19 protein-coding genes and 1 riboswitch are annotated in these 21,855 nt (G+C 49.4%); of the genes, 2 read left to right on the top strand and 17 right to left on the bottom strand.

Translation table 11 applies throughout. The features are described 5' to 3' along the window. Positions 1-148 precede the first annotated feature (148 nt). From PSHG_RS21865 to PSHG_RS21890, 5 genes are all read right to left on the bottom strand, one after another. Positions 149-973, bottom strand: a complete 825-nt coding sequence (locus PSHG_RS21865) for an ABC transporter ATP-binding protein (protein WP_010277779.1) — start codon at positions 971-973, stop codon at positions 149-151. A 168-nt stretch (positions 974-1,141) separates the two neighbouring features. After that, complete coding sequence (locus PSHG_RS21870; RefSeq protein ID WP_010277782.1) at positions 1,142-2,194, bottom strand: FecCD family ABC transporter permease; 1,053 nt, start codon at positions 2,192-2,194, stop codon at positions 1,142-1,144. Then, entirely contained in the window at positions 2,191-3,204 is a 1,014-nt protein-coding gene (locus PSHG_RS21875; RefSeq protein ID WP_010277784.1) for a FecCD family ABC transporter permease, read from the bottom strand. Before PSHG_RS21875 ends, PSHG_RS21870 begins: the two co-directional genes overlap by 4 nt. A gap of 231 nt (positions 3,205-3,435) precedes the next feature. Next, on the bottom strand, positions 3,436-4,473 hold the full coding sequence (locus PSHG_RS21880; RefSeq protein WP_010277787.1) for an ABC transporter substrate-binding protein: 1,038 nt from the start codon (positions 4,471-4,473) through the stop codon (positions 3,436-3,438). A gap of 1,059 nt (positions 4,474-5,532) precedes the next feature. Then, positions 5,533-6,555: a Gfo/Idh/MocA family protein gene (locus PSHG_RS21890; protein ID WP_010277790.1), complete on the bottom strand. Its 1,023-nt coding sequence runs from the start codon at positions 6,553-6,555 to the stop codon at positions 5,533-5,535. A gap of 415 nt (positions 6,556-6,970) precedes the next feature. Here PSHG_RS21890 and PSHG_RS30765 point away from each other — a divergent pair, with 415 nt between their 5' ends. Next, entirely contained in the window at positions 6,971-7,126 is a 156-nt protein-coding gene (locus PSHG_RS30765; RefSeq protein ID WP_157213488.1) for a hypothetical protein, read from the top strand. Positions 7,127-7,242: 116 nt separating this feature from the next. Next, entirely contained in the window at positions 7,243-7,998 is a 756-nt protein-coding gene (locus PSHG_RS21900; RefSeq protein ID WP_010277793.1) for an SDR family NAD(P)-dependent oxidoreductase, read from the top strand. Positions 7,999-8,974: 976 nt separating this feature from the next. On the opposite strand, the gene metE is transcribed toward PSHG_RS21900, so the two are convergent. The 12 genes from metE to PSHG_RS21965 form a co-directional block, all read right to left on the bottom strand. Beyond that, a complete protein-coding gene (gene metE / locus PSHG_RS21905) occupies positions 8,975-11,269 on the bottom strand; it encodes a 5-methyltetrahydropteroyltriglutamate--homocysteine S-methyltransferase (RefSeq protein ID WP_026021544.1) in 2,295 nt (764 codons plus the stop codon). 198 nt (positions 11,270-11,467) lie between these two features. Further along, a riboswitch (cobalamin riboswitch) is annotated at positions 11,468-11,682 on the bottom strand. A 177-nt stretch (positions 11,683-11,859) separates the two neighbouring features. Then, positions 11,860-12,822, bottom strand: coding sequence for a copper amine oxidase N-terminal domain-containing protein (locus tag PSHG_RS29615; RefSeq protein WP_010277800.1), 963 nt, complete (start codon positions 12,820-12,822; stop codon positions 11,860-11,862). A 235-nt stretch (positions 12,823-13,057) separates the two neighbouring features. Then, the gene (locus tag PSHG_RS21920; protein WP_010277802.1) at positions 13,058-14,023 is read right to left on the bottom strand and encodes a 2-hydroxyacid dehydrogenase; all 966 of its coding nucleotides are present in this window, start codon (positions 14,021-14,023) and stop codon (positions 13,058-13,060) included. Between the two features lie 370 nt (positions 14,024-14,393). Then, positions 14,394-14,747, bottom strand: a complete 354-nt coding sequence (locus PSHG_RS21925; protein ID WP_010277806.1) for a c-type cytochrome — start codon at positions 14,745-14,747, stop codon at positions 14,394-14,396. A gap of 40 nt (positions 14,748-14,787) precedes the next feature. Further along, positions 14,788-15,219 (bottom strand): FixH family protein, encoded by a 432-nt coding sequence (locus tag PSHG_RS21930; RefSeq protein ID WP_010277810.1) that lies wholly within the window; start codon positions 15,217-15,219, stop codon positions 14,788-14,790. Positions 15,220-15,368: 149 nt separating this feature from the next. Then, a complete protein-coding gene (locus PSHG_RS21935; RefSeq protein ID WP_010277816.1) occupies positions 15,369-15,944 on the bottom strand; it encodes an SCO family protein in 576 nt (191 codons plus the stop codon). A 42-nt stretch (positions 15,945-15,986) separates the two neighbouring features. Beyond that, entirely contained in the window at positions 15,987-16,895 is a 909-nt protein-coding gene (locus PSHG_RS28630; RefSeq protein WP_010277819.1) for a cytochrome c oxidase assembly protein, read from the bottom strand. A gap of 588 nt (positions 16,896-17,483) precedes the next feature. After that, positions 17,484-17,921 (bottom strand): transcriptional regulator MntR, encoded by a 438-nt coding sequence (gene mntR / locus PSHG_RS21945; protein WP_010277823.1) that lies wholly within the window; start codon positions 17,919-17,921, stop codon positions 17,484-17,486. A 157-nt stretch (positions 17,922-18,078) separates the two neighbouring features. Beyond that, positions 18,079-18,954, bottom strand: a complete 876-nt coding sequence (locus PSHG_RS21950; protein WP_010277826.1) for a metal ABC transporter permease — start codon at positions 18,952-18,954, stop codon at positions 18,079-18,081. A 1-nt stretch (position 18,955) separates the two neighbouring features. After that, positions 18,956-19,873 (bottom strand): metal ABC transporter permease, encoded by a 918-nt coding sequence (locus PSHG_RS21955; protein ID WP_010277829.1) that lies wholly within the window; start codon positions 19,871-19,873, stop codon positions 18,956-18,958. After that, positions 19,867-20,604, bottom strand: coding sequence for a metal ABC transporter ATP-binding protein (locus PSHG_RS21960; protein WP_026021546.1), 738 nt, complete (start codon positions 20,602-20,604; stop codon positions 19,867-19,869). Before PSHG_RS21960 ends, PSHG_RS21955 begins: the two co-directional genes overlap by 7 nt. A gap of 4 nt (positions 20,605-20,608) precedes the next feature. Next, positions 20,609-21,679: a metal ABC transporter solute-binding protein, Zn/Mn family gene (locus tag PSHG_RS21965; RefSeq protein ID WP_010277833.1), complete on the bottom strand. Its 1,071-nt coding sequence runs from the start codon at positions 21,677-21,679 to the stop codon at positions 20,609-20,611. Positions 21,680-21,855 lie beyond the last annotated feature (176 nt).

A 21,855-nucleotide genomic window follows, 5' to 3' on the forward strand; every position in this document is an offset into this window, starting at 1 on the left:
CTGGGCACGCTATAAAATAAAAAACACCTTCTATGAAGGTGTCAAAAAATTTCCGGGATTTTATTTTACAAAGTACTCAGCGCTGTTAAATGCTCAATTTTAATAACGTTCAACCGTTCCATTAAAGCATAGTGTAACTCTAGCTGTTTTAGCCTACACCCACTACTGCAGCCTCCGGCTGATTAATTTTCCGCCCCCGACCATGCGGGATACAGGTAGGCGTGCCGAACAGCGGGTCTACTGTAATATCGCACTTCATCTGGAAGACAGCTTCGACCATCTCGCGTGTAACGATGTCTTCCGGCCGGCCTTGGGCATAAATGTTTTTATTATGCACAGCAACGATATGGTGTGCATAGCGGCAGGCTAGGTTTAAATCATGAAGCACCATCACGATCGTCCGCTGCTCCTTCTCATTAAGCTCAAAAAGCAAATCCAAAACATCGATTTGATGACTTAAATCCAGAAAAGTCGTAGGCTCATCCAGAAGCAGGGTTTCAGATCCCTGTGCAAGGGTCATCGCTATCCAGGCACGCTGGCGCTGGCCCCCGGACAGCGAATCGACCGGCTTATCCGCATGCTCTTTCATATTAGTCGCTTCCAATGCCAGATTGACCATGCGCTCATCTTCCCTTGACCACATTTTGATCCAGCTTTGGTGAGGGTATCGTCCTTGACGCACCAGCTGACTGACTGTCAGCCCTTCTGGCGCGGAGGGCCCTTGGGGAAGGATGGACATCCGCTTGGAGACCTCCTTGGCCGGCAGCTTAGCGATTTCTTTGCCATCCAGCAATACCGTCCCCGACTTGGCCTTCAGCAGCCTTGCCATCGTTCGCAATAAAGTTGACTTTCCGCAGCCGTTACTGCCAATCAGCACCGTAATTTGGCCTTTGGGAATCTGCAAGTTCAAATTTTCGATTATCGGCTCCGCACCATAAGAAATCGTTAGCGATTGGGCTTCCAGAACACTCACGTGAAAGTCCCCCTTTATTGGAATTTTGAGAGATAAAAGATTTAAGAGATAAATAATTTTCTGAGATAAAAATTTTGTGAGTTAAGATTTTGTGAGTTAAGTAATTTTGAGAACTCAATATGCAGCTCCAGAAAGTCAAATTCAGCTATGGACATTCTGTTTATGGGATCAGAACTGATTTCTATTTTTAAATAGCAGATAGAGAAAGAATGGCGCCCCGACTCCCGCCGTAAAGACGCCTGCCGGAACGTCAAGCGGATAAAAGGCGGTTCTGCCAATGAGATCGGCTCCGAGTACGAGCAGGCCTCCGATAAATGCAGACACCATGACCAAGCTTCCGAAAGGACGTCCTACCAGCTTTCTTGCGATATGCGGAGCGATTAAGCCTACGAAGCCGACTGTCCCGGCTACCGCAACCGCAATTCCAGCCAGCAGTACACTAATTAGAACAAGAAATACTCTGTGCCGCTGCACCGCTACCCCCAACCCGGAGGCTACGTCATCGCCAAATTGCTGGGCATCAAGACTTCGGGCAAAAAAAAGCGTAAATGGAAGTAAAATAACTGCGGTCCACAGAATAAGCCACACATTGTCCCAAGTAGAGCCATACACACTGCCGGTCAGCCACGTATAGGCTTTCCCTAACGAATAATGGGGACTCTGGACCAGCATAAAGGTCGTTCCCGCTCCCGTTACTGCCGACATCCCGATTCCGATCAGGACGAGACGGATCGGTGTGACGCCTTTTCTCCAGGCCAGCACGTAAATGATGAAGGACGCGAGCAACGCGCCAATTGTAGCAGCAAGCGGCATAAACTTAATGCTGACCTGGCCGCTCAGCAGGCTGACGAAGCCCACCGCAGCTACTGCCGCACCGCCGGTAATCCCGATAACATCAGGGGACGCCAACGGGTTGCGGATAATACTCTGCAGGATAGCTCCCGATATCCCCAGTGCCGCTCCGACCAGAACGGCAACGAGCACCCTTGGCATACGCAGAGTCATGATAATAAAGTCATGTTCCCCCGAGCCTGTGCCTAATACAGTGGTCAGAACTTGAGCAGGAGGGATAAAACCGTTGCCAAGACCGGCTCCAGCTACAATTGTAACGAGCGTTATCAGGAACAGCACGCCGATGGTCAGCCATGATTTTTTCTCAATTAACAGGGACATGGAATCGTTTCGCGTACGAATCGTAAGGGTTGGCTTTCTGCGTTTCATAGTTTGGACACCCCCTTACGGGCAATATAGATGAAGAAGGGGCCTCCAACTAACGCGGTCATCACGCCAATAGGAACCTCAGCGGGCATAATCAGCAGCCGCGCCACCACGTCGGCGGTTAGGAGCAGCACCATTCCAAGTACGCCTGAATACGGGATGAGCCAGCGGTAATCATTACCGACAAAAGCGCGTGACAAATGCGGCACAACGAGCCCGATAAAGCCTACAGAACCGACGACAGCTACCGAGCCCCCAGCCAAGAGGACAATGAGGATCCCCATGACAATCTTCACCAACAGAATATTTTGCCCCATGCCTTTGGCAATATCATCACCGGTAATCAGAAGATTGACCGCCCGCCCCATAAATAGAGCGATAACGCCGGCAATCAGAATATAGGGCAGTACCGGAAGGAGCATATCCAAGCTGCGGCCGCTGACCGATCCTGCCAGCCAAAACATAACATCCTGCAGACCTGCTTCATTCAGGACCAGAATCGCCTGGGTAAAAGATACGAACAACGCGGTAATCGCAGTACCTGCCAGTACAATCTTGATGGGTGTCAGTCCATCTCTGCCTATAGACCCCAGGGCATAGACGATAACTGCGGAGACAGCTGCGCCGAGAAATCCGTACCACATCAGCTGATCCAAAGCAGATACTTTGAATAAAACCACGGCTAAAACGATGAAAAACACAGCACCGGCGTTTATGCCGAACACACCTGGAGATGCCAATGGATTGCGGGTCAATGCCTGCATCAGAGCCCCGGCAACCGCAAGGCTCGCTCCCGCGATCAAAGCTATGACAGCACGGGGGAGTCTCTCGGTATGTATGATGATATGTTCTATGGAGGATGAATCATAATTAGTAAAGGCCTCAATCACAATCGCTACCGTCATCGGCGTACGACCGAACAGGAGGCTGGCTGCAAATGCCGCGGCCATCAAGCCGACAGCCGCCAGCATTCCGTACCATTTCTTCTTTGTGCTGGCCAGAAAGGGACTCATAAACTCACTCTTTCATTTCACTCTTGCATTTCACTCTTTCATCTTTTTCTACAAAATCTTCTTTTTACAATCTGGAGCCCGCGGTTTTAGAGCATGCTATTTGCGGTTTAGCGGGTTCAGCGTTTCTGCAAGTTCTACATGTTCTGCTGGTTCTGCAAGTTCTACATGTTCTGCGGGTTCTCCGGGTTCTGCAGGTTCTGCAAGTTCTACCTGTTCATTTGTTGGAGTCGATTAATTCAGCTCGAAAATTTCATATAACTGATCCAGCATCATGTTAGCCGTAATATAACCGCCAGCACTGTTCCATTCTACTTCGTTCACATGATAGACCTGATCGTTCTTAACGGCATCTAGATTTTGCCATAGTGGATGACTGGTCCATTCTTCGTATGTTTTTTGAATCGCTTCTGTATCCGTACCAGAGTTGAAATTGAAAATGAGATCCGCGTTCATATCCGGAATGCTCTCCTTGGAGGTCAGCTGCACACCCCAGATATCGGCATCATGGCCTTCCGGACGGGTAAAACCCAGTTCTTCAAGAATCAGTCCCGCATATCCTTTATAAAAGATTCGGGCATGATCAGCGCGGAAATTTGTAATGGTCACTTCAATCGGAAGACGATCACCCATCTTCTCTTTGAAGTCTGCCACCCGGGCTTCCCAATCATCCAGCAGCCGCTGTGCTTCCGCTTCCATATTGAGCGCCTCTCCGACAAGCTTCATGGTAGCTTTCCAATCATACAGCGGTTCGCCAACTACCGTCGGAGCAATCTGCGATAAAGTCTCGTAAATTTCTTCATGCCGTGTCTGAGAAGCAATGATAACATCCGGGTCCAGCTTATAAATTTCCTCCAGATTCGGCTGGTTCTCCAATCCTAGCTGCTGCACGCCCTCCAGGTCATCTCTCAAATATTCATAGACAGGCTTCTCGACCCAAGATTCGACAACGCCTACCGGCTGAATACCGAGAGCCACGACTACATCTGTCGCTCCCTGGTACAGAGTTACTACTCGTTGCGGCGTTCCTTCAATGGGAGTCGTCCCCATTGCATGCTCAACCTGCCGCATTGCGTTTTCATCTCCGCCGTTCTGTCCCTGCTCGCCGTTCTTTCCTTGCTCTTCGCTATTTTCAGTTGGCGCAGGGGATGGGCTTGTTTCCGGTGTGTTAGCCGGTGTCTGCCCGCCGCAAGCTGCCAATAAAAGCACTAATACTAGCAGGGGCGCTACAAACGCTGAAAGCCTGTTTCCTTTATCATTACGTTCGACCATTATACTCTCTCCCTTTTTTCTTCTTGCATTTAGTGAAAACAGTTCCCAGATTTATTGAAAATGATTATCTTTCATTAATTGAAAATGATTATCATTTTCATAAAAATTATAAGTGACTGCAGGTTTTGTGACAAGAGCTTTTTTGTGATTTTTTAATAGAGGTGATAAGCTGCCGTCACTATAGTCCAAATGACATGAACAGGCCCTCAGGCTTTTAAGAGGGAACATTTCGACTAATTATTTCCTCGGAAATAAGCTGTTCGTGTCGAATCTAATGATGTGTGTGTATAAGGTCCCTCTTCTATTATTGCGACAAAATCTACCCCAGAATGAAAAAACCTTATATCAGTCACAGTATTGCTTGGGTTTGTTGAGCAGCAGGATAACTGTTTGACTGTAACGTTCACGGACAGAAATCCCAATTAACTGTGAATAACGGTTGGGAAGCCGGACAGGTGGGCAGCTAATGAGCTTTTTGCAGCCGTCTTTGAATTCTTACGCTTGCCGTTGTCCTTATTTGACAAATTTAGGGGCTGTAAATTGTAACGCTTGCCACGGTCCTTATTTAAGCAAAATCGGTGTTAAAAATTGTAACGCTCGCCATTTCGCCATTATCCTTATTTTGCTTCAGATCGCGGTTTTCCGCCCAATTGTCACAAATAAGAACGAGGATGAGCGTTAAATATAAAAATCCGGTATTTTTATACAAATAAGAGCATGGGCGAGCGTTAGAGCAGAACATTTAGTTGTTAGTTGTTCCAGGACGAAGAGCATATGGGTGGGATGAGTATCCACTAACCCTTATCTAAGCGTAGCTCATGGATGCGCAGCTGATCATAATAAAAATCCCGCAGCTTTTTTAAAAAGTCTGCGGGATCATACATTAAAGGCTCCATTTAATGCATGTGCTGCTTGCATGCGCTCTATGCATTTGCTCCTTGCATGCGCTAATGGCATACGCTATTCGCATGCGCTCTTGGCATACGTTAATGACGTGTGCTCTTGGCGGGTGCTCTTGCCGTGCGCTCTTGGCACCTGCGGCTCAGGCTGATCGATAAATCATCCGTTCCAAACCGGCACTTTTACGCTCTCCCCTTTTTGAATCGATTCATCGATAGCAAAACAAACCTCCATAGACTGCATCGCATCAAAGAAATCACAGCGGGTTTGCGTGTCCTCAACAATTGAACGGATAAAATCATCCAGTTCCTCAGCGAAAGGATGATGGGAAACATCGCCGCTGTCTGGCAGAATAGTCGGAATGGCAGCATAATCGGTCTGGCCTGGGAGCTTATGGCTGAACAGCTGATTGTTCATGATCGAGCCTTTTTCTCCTAGTAGATGTACGTTGAATTTGTAAGGCGTTTTACATTCCAATGATGAGGATACCTTGCCAATGCCGCCATTACTTAATTTGAAAATCGCAATAGCATTAGGATCGAACTCGTAGTCGCTATGCGGCCAGGTGCGGCAGCTGTATGCGGTAACCTCCTCTATATTTCCCGCAAAAAAACGAACCGCATCTACAGCATGGCACCCTGCTGACAGCATACTGCTGCCTCCGAGTGCCTTAGTACGGCTCCATCTATATTGTGGATATTGGGGGCCGACATGATGCCAATAATCAATCTGCGCCATAAAAATACGACCGATAGCGTCATCTTCAATTAACGCTTTAGTATTAGTAAAGGAAGGATTCCAACGAAGCACAAAACCAACTACAGTCTTCACCGAATTCGCCCGGATCGCCTGTGCCATTTCGTAAAGCGAATCCCTATCCATACTTAGCGGCTTTTCCAGGGCAATATGCTTGCCGTGCCTAGCAGCAAGCACGGTTTGTTCCTTGCGCAGCTCAGGGGTGGAGCATAGTACAACAGCATCGACCTGCGCATCCGTAACTGCCGCATCATAAGTCGAAAATAACCGGGCATCGATCTCTAATTCCGCCAACCTTCCCTTAGCTCTATCCGTGTTTTGGCTTACGACTCCATAAACTTCCGCGTCCGAACGATTGTTAAGCGCTTTCAAATATTCACCTGCAACCCAACCTGTTCCCACCACAACAAAGCGTAAAGCGGACAAAAGAATTCCTCCCATCGTCTAATGTGTTGGAGACGACATATTCTTATGCTGGATTTCGTTCGAGCTGCTTTGGCCGTCTGTGCCCTGCCTTCTAACTTCTCAATGAACAGGCTGAACTCCTGCCCAGGTGAAGAATTTTAATAACTTCGCTTTACCTAAGTCCCTTACGAATCCTCATGCTAGAACGAACCAAGATGACTTCAAACGTTTTAAACTCTCTGTATCTGTTGCATCAGGCCTTTTTGGTCTGTGTTGTCTTTCTTGTCCATCCTTGTCCTTCCTTGCCCCTCCTTGCCCTTCCTTGCCCCTACTTGCCCCTCCTTGTCCTTCCTTGCCCTTCCTTGCCCCTCCTGACGAGGTAAGGTATAGTGAAGGTGGAATTTGATCCTTGAATAAAAAGTAAAGGAGAATTCTTATGCCGCTTTATATTGGAATGTTTATGTTCGGTATTGTCGTTCTGCTTACTGTCATCACTCTTTTTCGAGGGTATCAGGCGAGGCGCGAGAAGGAGCTTGAGGATAAAATTGAGCGAAAAGTTAATGATGCGCTCGATAATAGACGTAAACCATAATTTATCCTGCTGAAGCAATAAAAAAAATCACTCCACTGGAATAGTAATCCAAAAATTGACTCAAAATAGGTACGAAAATCAACAATCACCATTCTATTCCATGGAGGAGTTTTACAATGAGCAGACTTGCTGGAAAAGTTGCCATCATCACCGGAGGTGCGGGCGGCATCGGTAAAAAGACAGCCGAACTATTTTTGAAGGAAGGCGCCAAGGTAGTCATTGTTGACCTGATGCAGGATGATTTGGACAGAACGATGAATGAATTGTCCGGCCAAGGAGAAATTGTTGCGGTTAAAGCGAATGTGACGAATGAGCCGGAAGTGGAAAACTACGTTAAGCAAACGCTGGAGAAGTTCGGTAAAATCGATGTATTCTTCAACAATGCGGGAATTGAAGGCAAAGTAGCCCCTTTGGTTGACCAGAAAATCGAGGATTTTGACCAAGTGATGAGCGTCAATGTACGTGGGGTTTTCCTGGGATTGAAGCATGTTCTCCCCCATATGATTAAGCAAAAAAGCGGCAGTGTCATTAACACTTCGTCAGTAGCCGGTTTGAATGGAAGTCCCGATGTGTCTCCGTATATCGCTTCGAAGCACGCCGTTGTCGGCTTAACCAAAACTGCTGCTCTTGAAGTCGCTGAAGCCAATGTACGGGTCAACTCCGTCCATCCATCCCCGGTGAATACCCGTATGATGCGCTCATTGGAAAGCGGCATGAAAATCGATGAGAAAACACTGTCCAAAAGCATTCCGCTGGGCCGTTACGGCGAGACGAGCGATATCGCTTACCTGGTACTATTCCTGGCATCGGATGAAAGTACCTTTATCACCGGTTCCCAGTACCGCATCGATGGCGGAATGGGCGCTTTGTAAGCGTTCCGTAAAGACCTTCGCACCGCGCGCTGGAAGCTGCGCGGTGAAGCCTTATATTACAGTGCTGCGAACAGTAAGCGAATCCTGCGACGAATGAGATTCGCCAGGGTTCGCTTCTTTTTTCCACTCTGTTCACCACCAGTTCGGATTCTAACGCTCGCGGTTGTCCTTATTTGAGCAAAAATAGGCGGGTAAAAATTGCAACGCTCGCCATCTTCCTTATTTGCTTCAAATCACCGTTTTTCAGGCTTTTTTTCACAAATAAGAGCGAGGATGAGCGTTAGCGCTGAACATCTCAGGATACTCTCAGTAGATCTCTTAGAACATCTTTTAGAACATCTCTTAGAACATCTCTTAGAAAATTTCTTAGAAAATTTCTTAGAACCTCCATAGGATATTTCGTATAAAACTCTGGCTGCAGGCCCCTAAACCCCAGCATATGTACGACATTTCTGTGAAAATAAAACGCCCCGCATGATGAGCAAGCTCGGGCAATCGTACCTCAATCACATAACTCGCACAAAATTTCTTCTAGACATTGGCTGCAGAGCTGCAGTTACTTAATAGCTTAAAGACCTTGCATTTGTACGATTCGTCATACAAATCTCGGGCAATCGCACTCAATCCCATGCTTTTGTACGATTTGTCATACAAATCTTGGGTAATTGCCCTTCAATCCCCTGCATTTGTACGACGTTTCATACAAATCTCCGGTATTCGCACTTTAACCCCATGCGTTTGTACGACATTTCATACAAAATGCAGGAAACAAGCACACGCAGCCCGCGAATCCCGCCAACCTTGGCTAGTTAGCGGCAAAAGCCCTCATCTGTTCGCTAGATGAGGGCTATTTGGCGCTGCCATACCCGAGCCTCATTACTGAGTCTAAGCCCTCTCAGGCGATTACTGAGTTTAAGCCCTCTCAGGCAATTACTGAGTTTAAGCCCTCTCAGGCATATTGGTGCCGGCTGGCTGCTCACTTGTGCCCGAGCTTCGCTCTCGCGGATTCAGCAGCGGAAACCATATGGCGCAGCGCCGCAGCTGTTTCCGCCCAGCCTCTTGTTTTTAACCCGCAGTCCGGGTTTATCCAGAACTGTTTAGGCTCAAGCACGCGCAGCGCTCTCCCGATCAGCTCCTCCATCTCGGCGACATCCGGCACCCGGGGGCTGTGAATATCGTATACGCCCAGACCGATACCGTGATCGTAATCCTGCACTTCGAAGCTCTCGATCAGCTCCCCATGGCTGCGCGACGTCTCGATGGAAATAACATCAGCGTCAAGCGCCTTGATCGAGTCGATCATATCGTGAAATTCACAATAGCACATGTGCGTATGAATTTGCGTAGTATCCTTCACGGTAGATGTCGCGATCCTGAAGGCGCGCACGGCCCAGTCCAGATAGCTTTGCTGATCTCTGGCTTTCAAAGGCAAGCCTTCACGCAGCGCAGGCTCGTCAACCTGGATCATTTCAATCCCCGCCTGCTCCAGAGCCTCAACTTCGGAGCGGAGCGCCAAAGCGATTTGATTGGCAACCTGCTCACGGCTAAGATCATCGCGAACGAACGACCAATTTAAAATCGTGATCGGCCCGGTCAGCATTCCTTTGACCGGCTTCACGGTTAACGACTGGGCAAACTGGCTTTCCTTAACCGTCATCGGCTCCTGGAAGGTTACATCTCCGTATATAATCGGCGGTTTGACACAGCGCGAGCCATAGGATTGTACCCAGCCGTTCCGGGTGAACACGAATCCTCCCAGCTTTTCCCCGAAAAATTCAACCATGTCCGTCCTCTCAAACTCGCCATGCACCAGGACATCGATGCCCAGCTCCTCCTGGAGCTTTATGCAAGCCTGAATCTGATCCTTCATAAAAGCTTCATAGCGCTCCTGCTCCCATTCTTTTTTGCGCCACTTTTGTCTGGCTTGACGCACTTCGGCGGTCTGCGGAAAGCTGCCGATCGTTGTTGTCGGCAGCAGAGGCAGCTTCCACTTGGCCTGCTGTACCTGCACCCGCTCCTGATAGGGAAGCGACCGGGTGTCCGGGAGATCAGCAAGCTGGGCTGCAAGCTTCGCAGACTGTGAACCGCTCCGCTCCGGCAGACGGTTCAGGTCAGCAAGCGCATCGCGGCTTTCCTGCAGGGCTGGATCCTCCTTCCCTGCCACCGCAGCCAGCAGGGAAGAGAGCAGGCGTACTTCCTCCAGCTTTTCATCGGCAAAGGCCAGCGCTTCATGAATGACCGGCGGGAGGCTATTTTCACTGTCGGCTGAGACCGGAACATGCAGCAGGCTGCAGGACGGCTGAACGATCAGCAGGCCAGGCGCCACACATTGCGAAATCCGGCGCAGGAGCTTGCTTTTCTCGGTCAAGTCCGAACGCCATACATTCCGCCCATCGATAATGCCTGCCCCGAGCATTTTGTCCTTCGGCCACACCAGCTTCTCCAAAGCAGCCAGGTTCCGCCCACCATCGTGAACGAAATCGAGCCCGATTCCGGCCACCGGGAGCTGAACAAGACGCGGCAAAGCATCCACCGCTTCAAAATACGTCTGCAGCATAACACGCAGGCCGGGCACCTTTTCAGCAATCGCATAATAAATGTGCTCAACCAGCTTCAACTCTTCCTCAGCGCAATCGGTCACCAAAGCCGGTTCATCGAGCTGTACCCAAGCGACACCCTCCTGCTCCAGTTCCTGCAGCATTTGGATATAGGCCGGCAGGAAACGCTCCGCCTGCTCCTCTAGCTGCTTCGCCGGAAACCCTTTGGAAAGCTTCAAGAACGTATACAGTCCCACTACCACCGGACGTCCTTCAATACCGGCTTCCTGCTTGGCAAAGCGATACGCTTTCAGCGGACGATTCACAGTAAGCTCAGGCTCTCTTTCCCCGATTTCCGGAACAATGTAATGGTAATTGGTATTGAACCATTTGGTCATTTCACAGGCCGCGACCTTCTGGCTCCCTCTCGCCATGGCGAAGTACGTGTCCAGACTGACTTCTCCTCCATCATAGCCATATCTGGGGGGCACGACTCCAAACATGACAGCCATATCGAGCATATGATCGTAGAAAGTAAAATCGTTAACAGGGATAAAATCCAAACCTTTGCTTTTCTGTTTGTTTAAATTTGCTATCAAAATACGATTCATCTCTTCATAAAACGACGTAAGGTCTCGCTTACCAGCCCAATAGCCCTCCAAGCATCTTTTCCATTCCCTGCCGGCCCCGATACGGGGATAGCCTAAATTTCCAGTTAGCAGCTTCTTATTCATCCTCGTTCCCATAACCACCTTTTCCAATATTTCATGAGATTTCAAATGCTTTTCGGCTTGCAGGCAAACCACGCCAGCCTCTTTTCAGCGCATTAAAAAAAGCGCCTCTCCCCTGCACGCATAGGGAAAGACGCCTTCTATTCGATCTGGTAAAGACCCTGATGGCTCATCTTACACCTCCCTATCTCCCGTAGGTTAAGCAGTGCGTTGAAACAGGCAGGTCTCCTGGCTATAGGCTTCATCATCACAGCAGCCTTCCCAGTTGAATCTTACCTTTTCTCAACCAGTGGCTATTAAGCTGCAATTCAGCCGTTACAGTGGCGGGACCGCGTCGGATTCGAACCGAACTTCCCTTTTCAGCCTGCCCAAGATAAACATGTTATCCGGCAAGCACCTGTTTCCCATTATTCAGTTATCGCATAAATCCTCACAAGGAGCGAGGTTGGACCTAATTATACCTTGGTCCCGCCAGTACGGCAAGGCCATCTTGACAGATTGCGGATTTCCCCCCATTTATCCGGCGGCTTTCAAACAACAGACACAAACATGGCGTCCGTTGTCAATATGGTGTCGGGTGACGGTTCGGGCGCTCAATTCGTTTGACGCAGATACTCATCCACCAGCTTTTCTCCCCTGAATATGCTGGTAGCTAACCAATCCGTATAAACATCGCCGAAGGTAGCATAAAGCCAGTCTGACGTATACTCGCTAAAAGTTCCGAAGAGCGAATGCAGCTGACGAACGGTATTCTGCCTTGGCTGGCCGTTGCTGTCAGTCCAATGAACGATGCGATCCAGATCTATAGGACGGATGTCTTCAATTTTGATCCTCGTGATCCCGCCGTCCACCTGGAAGTAGACGTTGAACTGGTCTTCAAATTCATGGCCTTTCAATAGCTGCCAGCCCTCCATTTCTCCTGTTGCTGGCTCTGCATACATCAGCGGTTTGGCATCAGGATACCACTCTTTATAAGTCTCGAACGGCACCTCGCCCTGATTCACCTTGCCGATGTAAGCCGTAGAGGTAGGCGCATAGAAGTTGACATCCATATCCAAAAGCTCAGCGACGGCACGAATCGGAACATAAGTGGTCCCATCGTACAAAATGTTGCTCGCCTCCACCGGCATGGCGTGCATTTCAATCGCTATCGAATCAAAGACAACCGGAATTTGGGCGAACCCTTTCTTCAATTTACCCGCTGGAGCAGGACCCGACGGCTGATTCTCAGGCCGCTCCAACACTTCCTCCGGCACTACGCCAGCACCAAGCATCCCGATATAAGCCGTTTTGAGCTCGTGATAGTAGGTAACATCCCAGCCGAGCATCTCCGCAACATTGCGGATCGGAATGTAGGTCGTGCCTTCATAAAGCAGGTTGTCGCTCTCCACAAGCTGGTTGTCGACCTTAACCGTAATTTGGTTGAAGCCGGCATAGATCGTCTCGATTGCCGATGCCTGGCCGTGAGCTTTAGCCGGAACCAGCAGCAAGAATGCCGCCAGCAGCAAAAGCGCCGGAAGTGCCCATGGGTAAGTTATCCTTTTTTGCGTGTGCATGTGTTCCTCTCCTTATTTAAGTATTGGATAATAATGGTGCTGCCGAAATATAAGACTAGTATACTAGGAAAATCCGCCCAATGCATCTTATAAAACTATTTTTTGCCGTTCTTTTCACCTGCTAGATGCGGCTATCCGCTTGTACTAAAGACCCAAAAACCGAAAGAAAAACCCCTCGCGAAAGACGCGTTAGGGGTATTGGGCTGCGGACCGAACAGCTGCATCCTGCAGTGCCTCAGCGAATTTCTGTAAGGGGCGGCTTGCCGCTGATCAGGTTCGCCATATTTTCCGCTGCCAGCATCGCCATTTTGAAGCGGGTTGCATGGGTAGCCGAGCCGATATGCGGAAGTGCCGTTACGTTTTCGTATTGAAGCAGCGGGTGATCGCCGGGAATCGGTTCCTTGTAAAACACATCGAGCGCAGCGCCGCGAATTTGCTTTTGCTCCAGAGCGCGAAGCAGCGCCTCTTCATCCACCGTCGGGCCGCGGGACACATTGATGAGAATTGGCTGCTTTTTCATTTTGGCAAATTCTTTGTCCCCTATCAAATGCCTCGTTTCCGGAGTAAGGGGCGTCAGCACAACGATAAAATCCGACGTTTCCAGCAGCTCGTCCAAACTGACATAAGCCGCTTCCAGCCGCTTGTCGAGAGTGCGCGGCCGGCGGTTGTAGTATTGTACCTTCATGTCAAAACCGAACTGAGCCCGGCGTGCCACCGCCTCACCAATTCGGCCCATCCCGATAATGCCGAGCGTGGCATGATGAACATCTACGCCAAAGTAACGGCCGTCTAACTCTTTTTTCTGCCACTTGCCTTCACGGATATACCTCTCCAGTTCACCGGCCCTTCTCGCGCTGCTTAGCATCAAGGTCATAACGAGATCCGCCACGGTGTCATTCAACACATCCGGCGTATGGGTCGCGACAACTCCCCTCTGCCTTAACGCCTGCACGTCAATGTTGTCATAGCCGACCGACATGCTGCAAACCGCCTTCAGGCGGGGAGCGGCGTCCAACAGCTCCTGATCGATCCGCGGACTGGAAGAGGTTACGATCAAGCCTTCCACATCCTTTACCCGCTCAAGAAGCTGTTCCCTTGTAAGCGGAGCGTTCTCCTTCCAAATTACACAGTCGCAATAAGCCGACAAAAACTCCTCTACTTTGGCAGGGACAGGTTTAGTCACAAAAATACGCGGTTTCACGGCCGAATTCCTCCCTTTATTTATCAGCACTATAGCTGGAAGATATGCATACCGTCCTCTCGCTCAATAACACGGTTTCACTCTATCCTAACATTAGGCTGACGGACGGGAAAAGTATTTTCTCCCGAGCCGGCCACTCTTTTTCGAATCTTTAAAAAAGGACTAGATAATCGCATCGGATCTTGCAGGCGATCTGTGCATTCACAAATCCGAATAGTGCGCTCCTAGTGCGCTTCCCCTTTGCCAGTATTTCAGAAGTGATCCAGCTTCAGGGTCCAAGCAAAAATCCAACCTTCCCTATCCATAGAAAAGATTGGATTCTTCTTTGCATTAGCATCCCGAAAGGTTAGGCGAAACGCCATGACCCGGCCTATTCCGCCTCTTTCTGATCAGCCAGCCAGTCCGCCAGCGCTTCCATCTCCTGCTCCTCAAGACGATCCTTGAATCCGGGCATAGCCCGCGTCCCGTCCGCTATAACTGTATATAGTTCTTCTCTGCTTAAAAGACTTCCTATTGTTTGCAGCGAAGGACCCACACGCCCCTGCAAATCCGGCCCGTGACAGGACATGCAGTTATTCTGGAGAAGAGTACGGACTTCTTGGCTCGCTTCAATGGAAGTCGTCCCCGGAGGTGCATCGTTCGACTCTCCCGATTGTCCACCACACGCTGTAAGCAGCATACTGCCTATTAAAACTGCAGCCAATCCTCCCGTTGCTCTCTTCATTTCCTTCCCTCCCTATAATCCAAGCTCTTTCACTTTCTCTTTAAGATTCGCCCCCTGCAGCTGCGCTTCCTTCCTTTACCTCCAATCTGCTTGTTGGCATCACATGCATGTCCTTGGCCGTTACATGGCTCTGAACCATATAAACACCCGCTTCTTCAAACATATGCTGCACCGTGTAGACTCCCTCCTCTTCCAGCTCCGCATCGATCCATACACCCTGGTCTTTTCGGTTTTCCTGCCAAATTTCAAACTGCACTTCATCTGCATCCGATACCCGTTCATCTCCATACCGGATATGAGCTTTCAATATCGTCTCTTCACCAACCGCTACAGCATCGGGCAGCTCGATTTCAACTTGCACGACAGCCAGCGTCTGCTCTGACTGTTCAACCGGTTCCCGCTGGCCGGACTGTTTGGAACAGGCTGACAATAGCAGAACCAGGCCCATAGCGGTCAGTATGATCTTCTTCATCTTTCAACACTCCTCAGTTCTTGCTTATTTTGCTGCTTTCTCGCTTATCTCTTTCTCGCTTACTCTCTTTCTCTCTAACAGGCTTAACCGGCCATTCTAGCAAACCGGGAAGAGGCTCAAAGGGTGCACACCTTCCTGGCATTCCAACCTTATTTCATTTTCTTTACAGCGCTAATGATTTCATCCGTAGGCACATCCAAACCACTAAAGCGGTCTACGATGACACCCGAGCGATCAATCAGATAGAAGGAGGTGCCGTGAATAAATTGATCGGAATCTCCCCCCTCTTTTTGCAGAGGGCTCTTGAACGATTTCTGCGACAGCTCCTGAATCTCTGCAAACGAATAACCTGTCAGAGCCTGCCACTGGCTGAAATCGGCATCGAATTTCTCCAAATAAGCTTTAATGATTTCCGGCTTATCCTTCTCGGGATCTACCGTAAAAGAAACCAATTCGAAATCCACCCCCTGCTGAATGGCTTCCTGCTGCAGCAGAGCCATATTGGCTGTCAACGAAGGACATACCGTAATGCAGTGGGTAAAGAAAAAGCTAGCGACCCAAATTTTCCCCTCAAAATCAGCTTTCGTAACCGTCTCCCCGTCCTGGTTAACGGCAGTAAATTCACCTAGCTTCTGATTCAGGGCCGATGGATTCGAGGTGGAACAAGCACTCAATACAACTAGAACAACACTGATGGCTATTATTTGCAGCAAGCGTCGGTTCATGGTTTTCTCCCCTTTTACTCAGGATAGCCGTCAAGGCTTAACTTATTGCGGGTTAGGAAATTTGGCGCGGATCATCTGCTCCAGCTCCTCCTGCTGATCCTCATCCTTCTTCCGTTCAGAGCGGTACCACTGGAAGAAGCAATGGGCCAGGACTCCGCCGTAAATAAACTCCTGCATCACCTTCATGATAACTCCTCCCAGTTGCTGATCGTCCTTGACATTCAAAATATCATTGATCCTTGGAACACTGCTTACGTCCGAATAATAGAAAGGCGTACAAATCATACGCGCCCCTTCAATATAAGTTGAATACAGCGCCTTTGGGGCGAAAATAATCAGTGCACACGCAGGGGTGATGAGCACTCCGGCGAGAAACACATAGCCGATCTTTTTGAGTCCGGTCATCGGCTTTGCCAGCGGAATAGGCGAGAATACCGGCCACCACATGGCAAATGCCAGCACCAGCAGCAAAATATGAACCGCGGTATACGCGATAAAATTGGACATGATCGTCTCAAACACAACCGGCAGATGATACAAAGAGAACACCAAGTTAAAAAGCACGACCGCAATCAAGGGAGTGGTCAGGACGGATAACCAGGGCCGCACCCAAGCTTTGGAGGTAAACCAGCGGTAAACCGCATAAGGCAGCCCTGACAGAATCAGGGGAGGCATCAGAAGACAGAGAATTGCCATCTTCAGCATGTGAATACTGAAAAGGAAGTGGCCGATCAGGTTGAGCGGTCCTCCCATCCCTAAATAAAAACAAAGCAGCCCGAGACCGAACCAGATCTTTTGTCTAGGCCGGACAGGCGTTTCGTTCCGGGCTTGCATCCGTTTAGCGGACGTCGCCCGCAAATAGTAAAAGAACAGCAGGCTGACAATCACCATCAGCTCCACCGTATACATCGTATTAAATCCGTAGGTTTCCAACAGGATTGAAACGTTCATCGCACCCACCTTTTATCCATCATAGTCCTCCCTCTATCATAGGAAAGGAATCAGTAACAAACCATGGCCCTTTTGAGCCATAGTGTGTCGGTTCTATGGACAAGTATTGTCCAATTGATGACAAATATGCTCGTCCTTCCTTAAACTTGAAATCCATTCAAAAAACCTAGCGGAAATGAGCATCCGCCAGGTCTTTATTAATGTGCGATATGTTGCTAACGAGCCCTTGCCCTGAACTCCAGCCTTCGCCGATGCAGAATCGGCTCCGTATAGCCATTGCTTTCGTACAAGTTATCACAAGTTATCTGAATGAGGTACGATTTCCGAAGCTTGCTCATCATGTGGGGCGATTTATTTTCACAGAAAAATCATACAAATGAGCATTGAAAGTAAACGGAATACGGGAATTTGTACAAAACATCAAAACATCATACAAAATGACGCTGGGGATTTAAGGGAAGCTGGAATTTCTATGAAGAATCACACGTGGTAGAGGCCCACGAAAGTGAGACAATTAGAGTGAACGCGTGATGGGGGACTGTGACGAGGGTCTAGCAAGCATAGCGTAGGGCGCGGCTATTGGGATGCCTAAGCCGGCCCGTCCGCCTGCTGCTGAATTTGCTGTAACTGCTTCTCGAGCTGTACCTGAAGCTCGGCATCTTGTTCTACTGTGCGCATAAGGGCTTCTAATCTGGATAAAGTCTCCCAACTAATATGGTGCTCTATCACTTCAACTTCTGCTTGTATCTTGTCCTCCTGGACCCCCAGCAGTCTCAGAAACTTTTCCAGAAACTCATGCCGGTACAGCAGCCTCCAGCCTATTTGCCAGCCGCTTCTGGTTAGAGAAACACGGCCATATCTTTTATAGTCCACATAACCTGAGTCCCTGAGCTTCGACACCATTCTGGATACAGATGAAGCTTTCACAGACAACGCTTCAGCAACATCGGAAACTCTTGTGTAGCCCCGGTGTCTTGACAGGATAAAGATTTGCTCCAGATGATCCTCCATTCCAGGTGTGGGCATTCTTTACTCCTCTCTTCCTCCTACAGTTTCCTGCATGGACGCCTGCTTCTTCCGGCCGACACACGCGGCTTCCCTGCCAGGACTCCTGCTTCTCCCGGTCGGGATACGCGGCTTCCCTGCCAGAGGCCTGCCGGTTACCGGCCGAGACTACAGGCATTCATGCGGCCGGAACGGCTGGGCGGATGTACTTCGCCAGAATCCCATGTTTAGGCGAGAGCAAAAAACTGAGGACAAACACAATACCAGTAGTAAAAGCCATGGAGCCAGAGATTGATGTATCCAGCCAAGCCGCAATATAATATCCGACGATCGCTGACAGAACGCCGAATGAGCTGCTCAATACAAACATGACCAGCAGCCGGTCTGTCCATAGGTAAGCGGCCGCCGCAGGGGTAATGAGCATAGCAACGACCATGATCGCCCCAACTGCATCGAAGGCAGCAACGGTAGTGACAGACACCATGGACATGAACACATAGTGGAGCAGCAGTACGGGAATTCCCATACTTGCAGCAAGCGCCGGATCAAAGGACGTAATTTTCCATTCTTTATAAAGGCCAATGATGGCAAGCAGCACGATTACCGTTACCACGACCAGAACCACTACGGCTTCCGGAATGGAGCCAAGCCAAGGGAGCTCGATCCTTTCCCAAGGAACAAAGGTAATCTCCCCCATTAAAGCATGCTTCACATCCAAATGGGCGTTTCCTACTTTCGTAGCAATCAGAATAACCCCTAGCGCAAACAAAGTGGTAAACACTACACCGATCGATGCATCCTGCTCTACACCAAGGGAATGAAACGACTGCACCAGCACCGCCGTAAGCAATCCCGCCGCGATAGCCCCAATCAGCATATGGATTCCACTCAGCTCTCTTGTTATCAGATAAGCGACTACAATTCCGAGAAGCACCGTATGACTGATCGCATCGGCCATCATCGCCATCCTTCTTAAAATAAGGAGAACACCGATCAATCCGCAGGAAAACCCGACAAGGGAAGCAGTTATTAATATCCAGGCTGTATAGCTCATATTATCCTCCCTCCGCCATTCTCTGCTTGTTGGAAAGTGTGGCCGCGTAGCTCTTTTTCTGGGCGCGATGCTGCAGATACATGACGATCAGTCCTTTTTTCACGCCAAAAAATAAAGAAACTACAAACCAGCACGAGGCGGTAATGACGATAAAAGGCCCCGTCGGCCATCCTTTCCCTAATGTACTAATATACGTTCCGGCAATTCCCGCTGCCCCGCCAAACAAGCCTGACCCGATCAGCATCCATTTGAAGCTGTTGGTCCAGTACCGGGCGCTGACCGCCGGAATGATCAGCAGAGCGGCCATAAGGATAACACCCACAGCCTGAATGCCAATGACGATCACCATAACAAGCACTGCCAGGTAGATGCTGCTCATTATGCGATTAGACAATCCGATTCCTTGGGCGAAAGCCCCGTCAAACAAGTACAGCTTCCATTCCTTAAAGCCAATAACAGCGATGAGCAAAACAAGCAGCGCCAAGCCGCCCATTGTGTAAACATCCGACATCACCATAGCCGCCGCCTGACCGAAAATAAAACTGTCCAGCCCGCTCTGATTTCCCCCTGCCGTGCGGTTTACAAAAGTTAAAAGCATGATGCCAAGGCCAAAGAAGACCGACAAAATAATTCCCATTGCGGTATCTTCCTTAATCCTGCTCGATGAGCGGATCCATTGGATAAGCAGGGCGCCGAGAAGCACGCTTGCTGCAGCACCCGCTATCATGACCGGGAGATTCTTCACACCAATCATTAAAAATCCGATGACTACGCCAGGCAGCGCTGCATGTGATAGAGCATCGCTCATTAGGCTTTGTTTTTTCCAGTAGGCCAGACAGCCTATCACACCTGATGCAATGCCCAGTATCGTCGTGCTCAGCAGGACCCATTGCCCGTTATAAGACAAAAAGTTCAGCATGTGATTCCCTCTCCCACCCAGCGAAGTGAGCCCCCATAGGTCCGATGGACATTGTCGTTCGTAAAGCTTTCCTCGATCGGACCGTGAGCCATTACCGTACGGTTTAGCAGGAGAACATGGTCGAAGTACTCCTCCACGGTGTTCAAATCGTGATGGACAACCATGACTGTTCTGCCTCTGCTTTTTAACGATTTCAACGTGTCCATAATCGCTTTTTCGGTCGCAGCATCCACTCCTGCCAGCGGTTCATCCATAATATACAGATCCGCATCCTGGACAAGAGCACGGGCAAGAAATACCCGCTGCTGCTGTCCTCCGGAGAGCTGGCTGATCTGCCGCTCTGCATAATCAGCCATTCCCATGTCCTGCAATGCATTCATAGCCTTTTCCTTATGACGGCGCCCGGGCCATTTGAACCAGCCAATCTGTCCGTAAAGTCCCATCATGACCACATCCAGCGCGTTTGTAGGAAAGTCCCAGTCCACGGATCCTCTCTGCGGCACATAGCCGATTCTCGCCTTCGAAGCTTTATAAGAGGTACCGAAGAAGGAAACCGATCCCGTCAGCTTCGGATGAAGCTCCAGGATGACTTTGAGCAGCGTGGACTTTCCTGCCCCGTTGGGGCCGACGATACTCGTCAAGGTTCCTGGCTCTATCTCAAAGCTAATATCGTTTAATACGAGATTTTTGCGATAGGAGGCGGACAAGCCTTTGACGCTGAGTACGGGAATCATCCTACTCACCTTCTTCTGCGGTCAATGCATGGTAAATCGTAACAACGTTGTGCCGGTACATACCGATGTACGTCCCTTCCTCTGTCCCGGCGTCCCCCATGGCATCCGAGAACAATTCTCCGCCAAGCTTAACTTGCAGTCCTTGTTTTTCGGCACCCTCGATGACCGCATTGATGGAGGCCGGGTTAATGCTGCTTTCTACAAAGACAGCCGGCACCTGATACTGAATCAGGATTTCAATCGTGTCGTCGATATCTGAAAGTCCGATCTCATCCTCTGTACTAAGTCCTTGGAGACCAATTACTTCAATGTCATGCATCCGTCCAAAATATCCGAACGCGTCATGAGCCGTAACGAGATAGCGTTTCTGGTCCGGTATCTGGCCAAGCATCTCCGACGCTTCTTCCTTCAAGGTATCCAGTTGCTTAAAATATTCCTGTTTGTTGGTCTCAAAGTACTCTGCATGCTTGGGAGCATGGGACTTCAACAGCTCGGCAGCGGCTTCAAGCGCTTCTTTCCACAAGTCGATATCGAACCAAATATGAGGGTCTATTTCCCCTTCTTCGTCTTCCAGCAGCTTCTCCTCCGCAATTGCGTCTCCGATGGCGAGCACAGGCTTTTCTTTGCCGATCTCTTCGAATACTCTCTCCATATTAGCCTCCAGATTAAGGCCGTTATAGAAAGCCATGTCACTGTTTTCCAGCTTCTGAATATCTCCCTGGGTTGCATTGTACAAGTGAGGATCTACGCCAGGCCCCATCAGGCTCTCAACCTGAACCCGGTCACCGCCAATTACGGATAACGGGTCAGCAATTTGCGCAATCGTGGTGATGATGGTTATGGGCTCCTCCTGCTCGCCGCTTCCTTCGCTCTGCTGCTGTCCGCCGTCTTGCCCGCCATTGCCTTGCTGTCCGCCACCCTGCTGCTGCGTATTGTTTTCCTGACCTCCCCCTTGGTTCCCTTCGCCCGGCTGTCCGCCACCCTGCGATGAACAGGCAGACAAAACCAGCACTAGTGCCAGCATGATCATCTTTAGAATTAGTCCTGATTTGCGTATCATTTGATTCTCCACTCTTGTTTCCTCCTGTTATGAAAAAATGTTTTCCTTAGGACAAATATGTTCTTACATGAACAAGTTTTGCCCTTATGCAAAATTAATGACTAAATACAAAATAACCATCTTCAAGCCAATTGTCAATACTCCCCAGCGATATTTTTTGCAAGAAAAAAACCGACCGCTGTACGGAA

Source organism: Paenibacillus senegalensis JC66, from assembly GCF_000285515.1.
In the GTDB taxonomy this organism is placed as follows: domain Bacteria; phylum Bacillota; class Bacilli; order Paenibacillales; family NBRC-103111; genus Paenibacillus_L; species Paenibacillus_L senegalensis.

Excerpts from the sequence above, each read along its gene's own strand:
- PSHG_RS21870 (WP_010277782.1), bottom strand. The coding sequence starts at position 2,194 with ATGAAACGCAGAAAGCCAACCCTTACGATTCGTACGCGAAACGATTCC.
- PSHG_RS21875 (WP_010277784.1), bottom strand. The coding sequence starts at position 3,204 with ATGAGTCCCTTTCTGGCCAGCACAAAGAAGAAATGGTACGGAATGCTG.
- PSHG_RS21880 (WP_010277787.1), bottom strand. The coding sequence starts at position 4,473 with ATGGTCGAACGTAATGATAAAGGAAACAGGCTTTCAGCGTTTGTAGCG.
- PSHG_RS30765 (WP_157213488.1), top strand. The coding sequence starts at position 6,971 with ATGCCGCTTTATATTGGAATGTTTATGTTCGGTATTGTCGTTCTGCTT.
- PSHG_RS21900 (WP_010277793.1), top strand. The coding sequence starts at position 7,243 with ATGAGCAGACTTGCTGGAAAAGTTGCCATCATCACCGGAGGTGCGGGC.
- metE (WP_026021544.1), bottom strand. The coding sequence starts at position 11,269 with ATGAATAAGAAGCTGCTAACTGGAAATTTAGGCTATCCCCGTATCGGG.
- PSHG_RS29615 (WP_010277800.1), bottom strand. The coding sequence starts at position 12,822 with ATGCACACGCAAAAAAGGATAACTTACCCATGGGCACTTCCGGCGCTT.
- PSHG_RS21925 (WP_010277806.1), bottom strand. The coding sequence starts at position 14,747 with ATGAAGAGAGCAACGGGAGGATTGGCTGCAGTTTTAATAGGCAGTATG.
- PSHG_RS21930 (WP_010277810.1), bottom strand. The coding sequence starts at position 15,219 with ATGAAGAAGATCATACTGACCGCTATGGGCCTGGTTCTGCTATTGTCA.
- PSHG_RS21935 (WP_010277816.1), bottom strand. The coding sequence starts at position 15,944 with ATGAACCGACGCTTGCTGCAAATAATAGCCATCAGTGTTGTTCTAGTT.
- PSHG_RS28630 (WP_010277819.1), bottom strand. The coding sequence starts at position 16,895 with ATGAACGTTTCAATCCTGTTGGAAACCTACGGATTTAATACGATGTAT.
- mntR (WP_010277823.1), bottom strand. The coding sequence starts at position 17,921 with ATGCCCACACCTGGAATGGAGGATCATCTGGAGCAAATCTTTATCCTG.
- PSHG_RS21950 (WP_010277826.1), bottom strand. The coding sequence starts at position 18,954 with ATGAGCTATACAGCCTGGATATTAATAACTGCTTCCCTTGTCGGGTTT.
- PSHG_RS21955 (WP_010277829.1), bottom strand. The coding sequence starts at position 19,873 with ATGCTGAACTTTTTGTCTTATAACGGGCAATGGGTCCTGCTGAGCACG.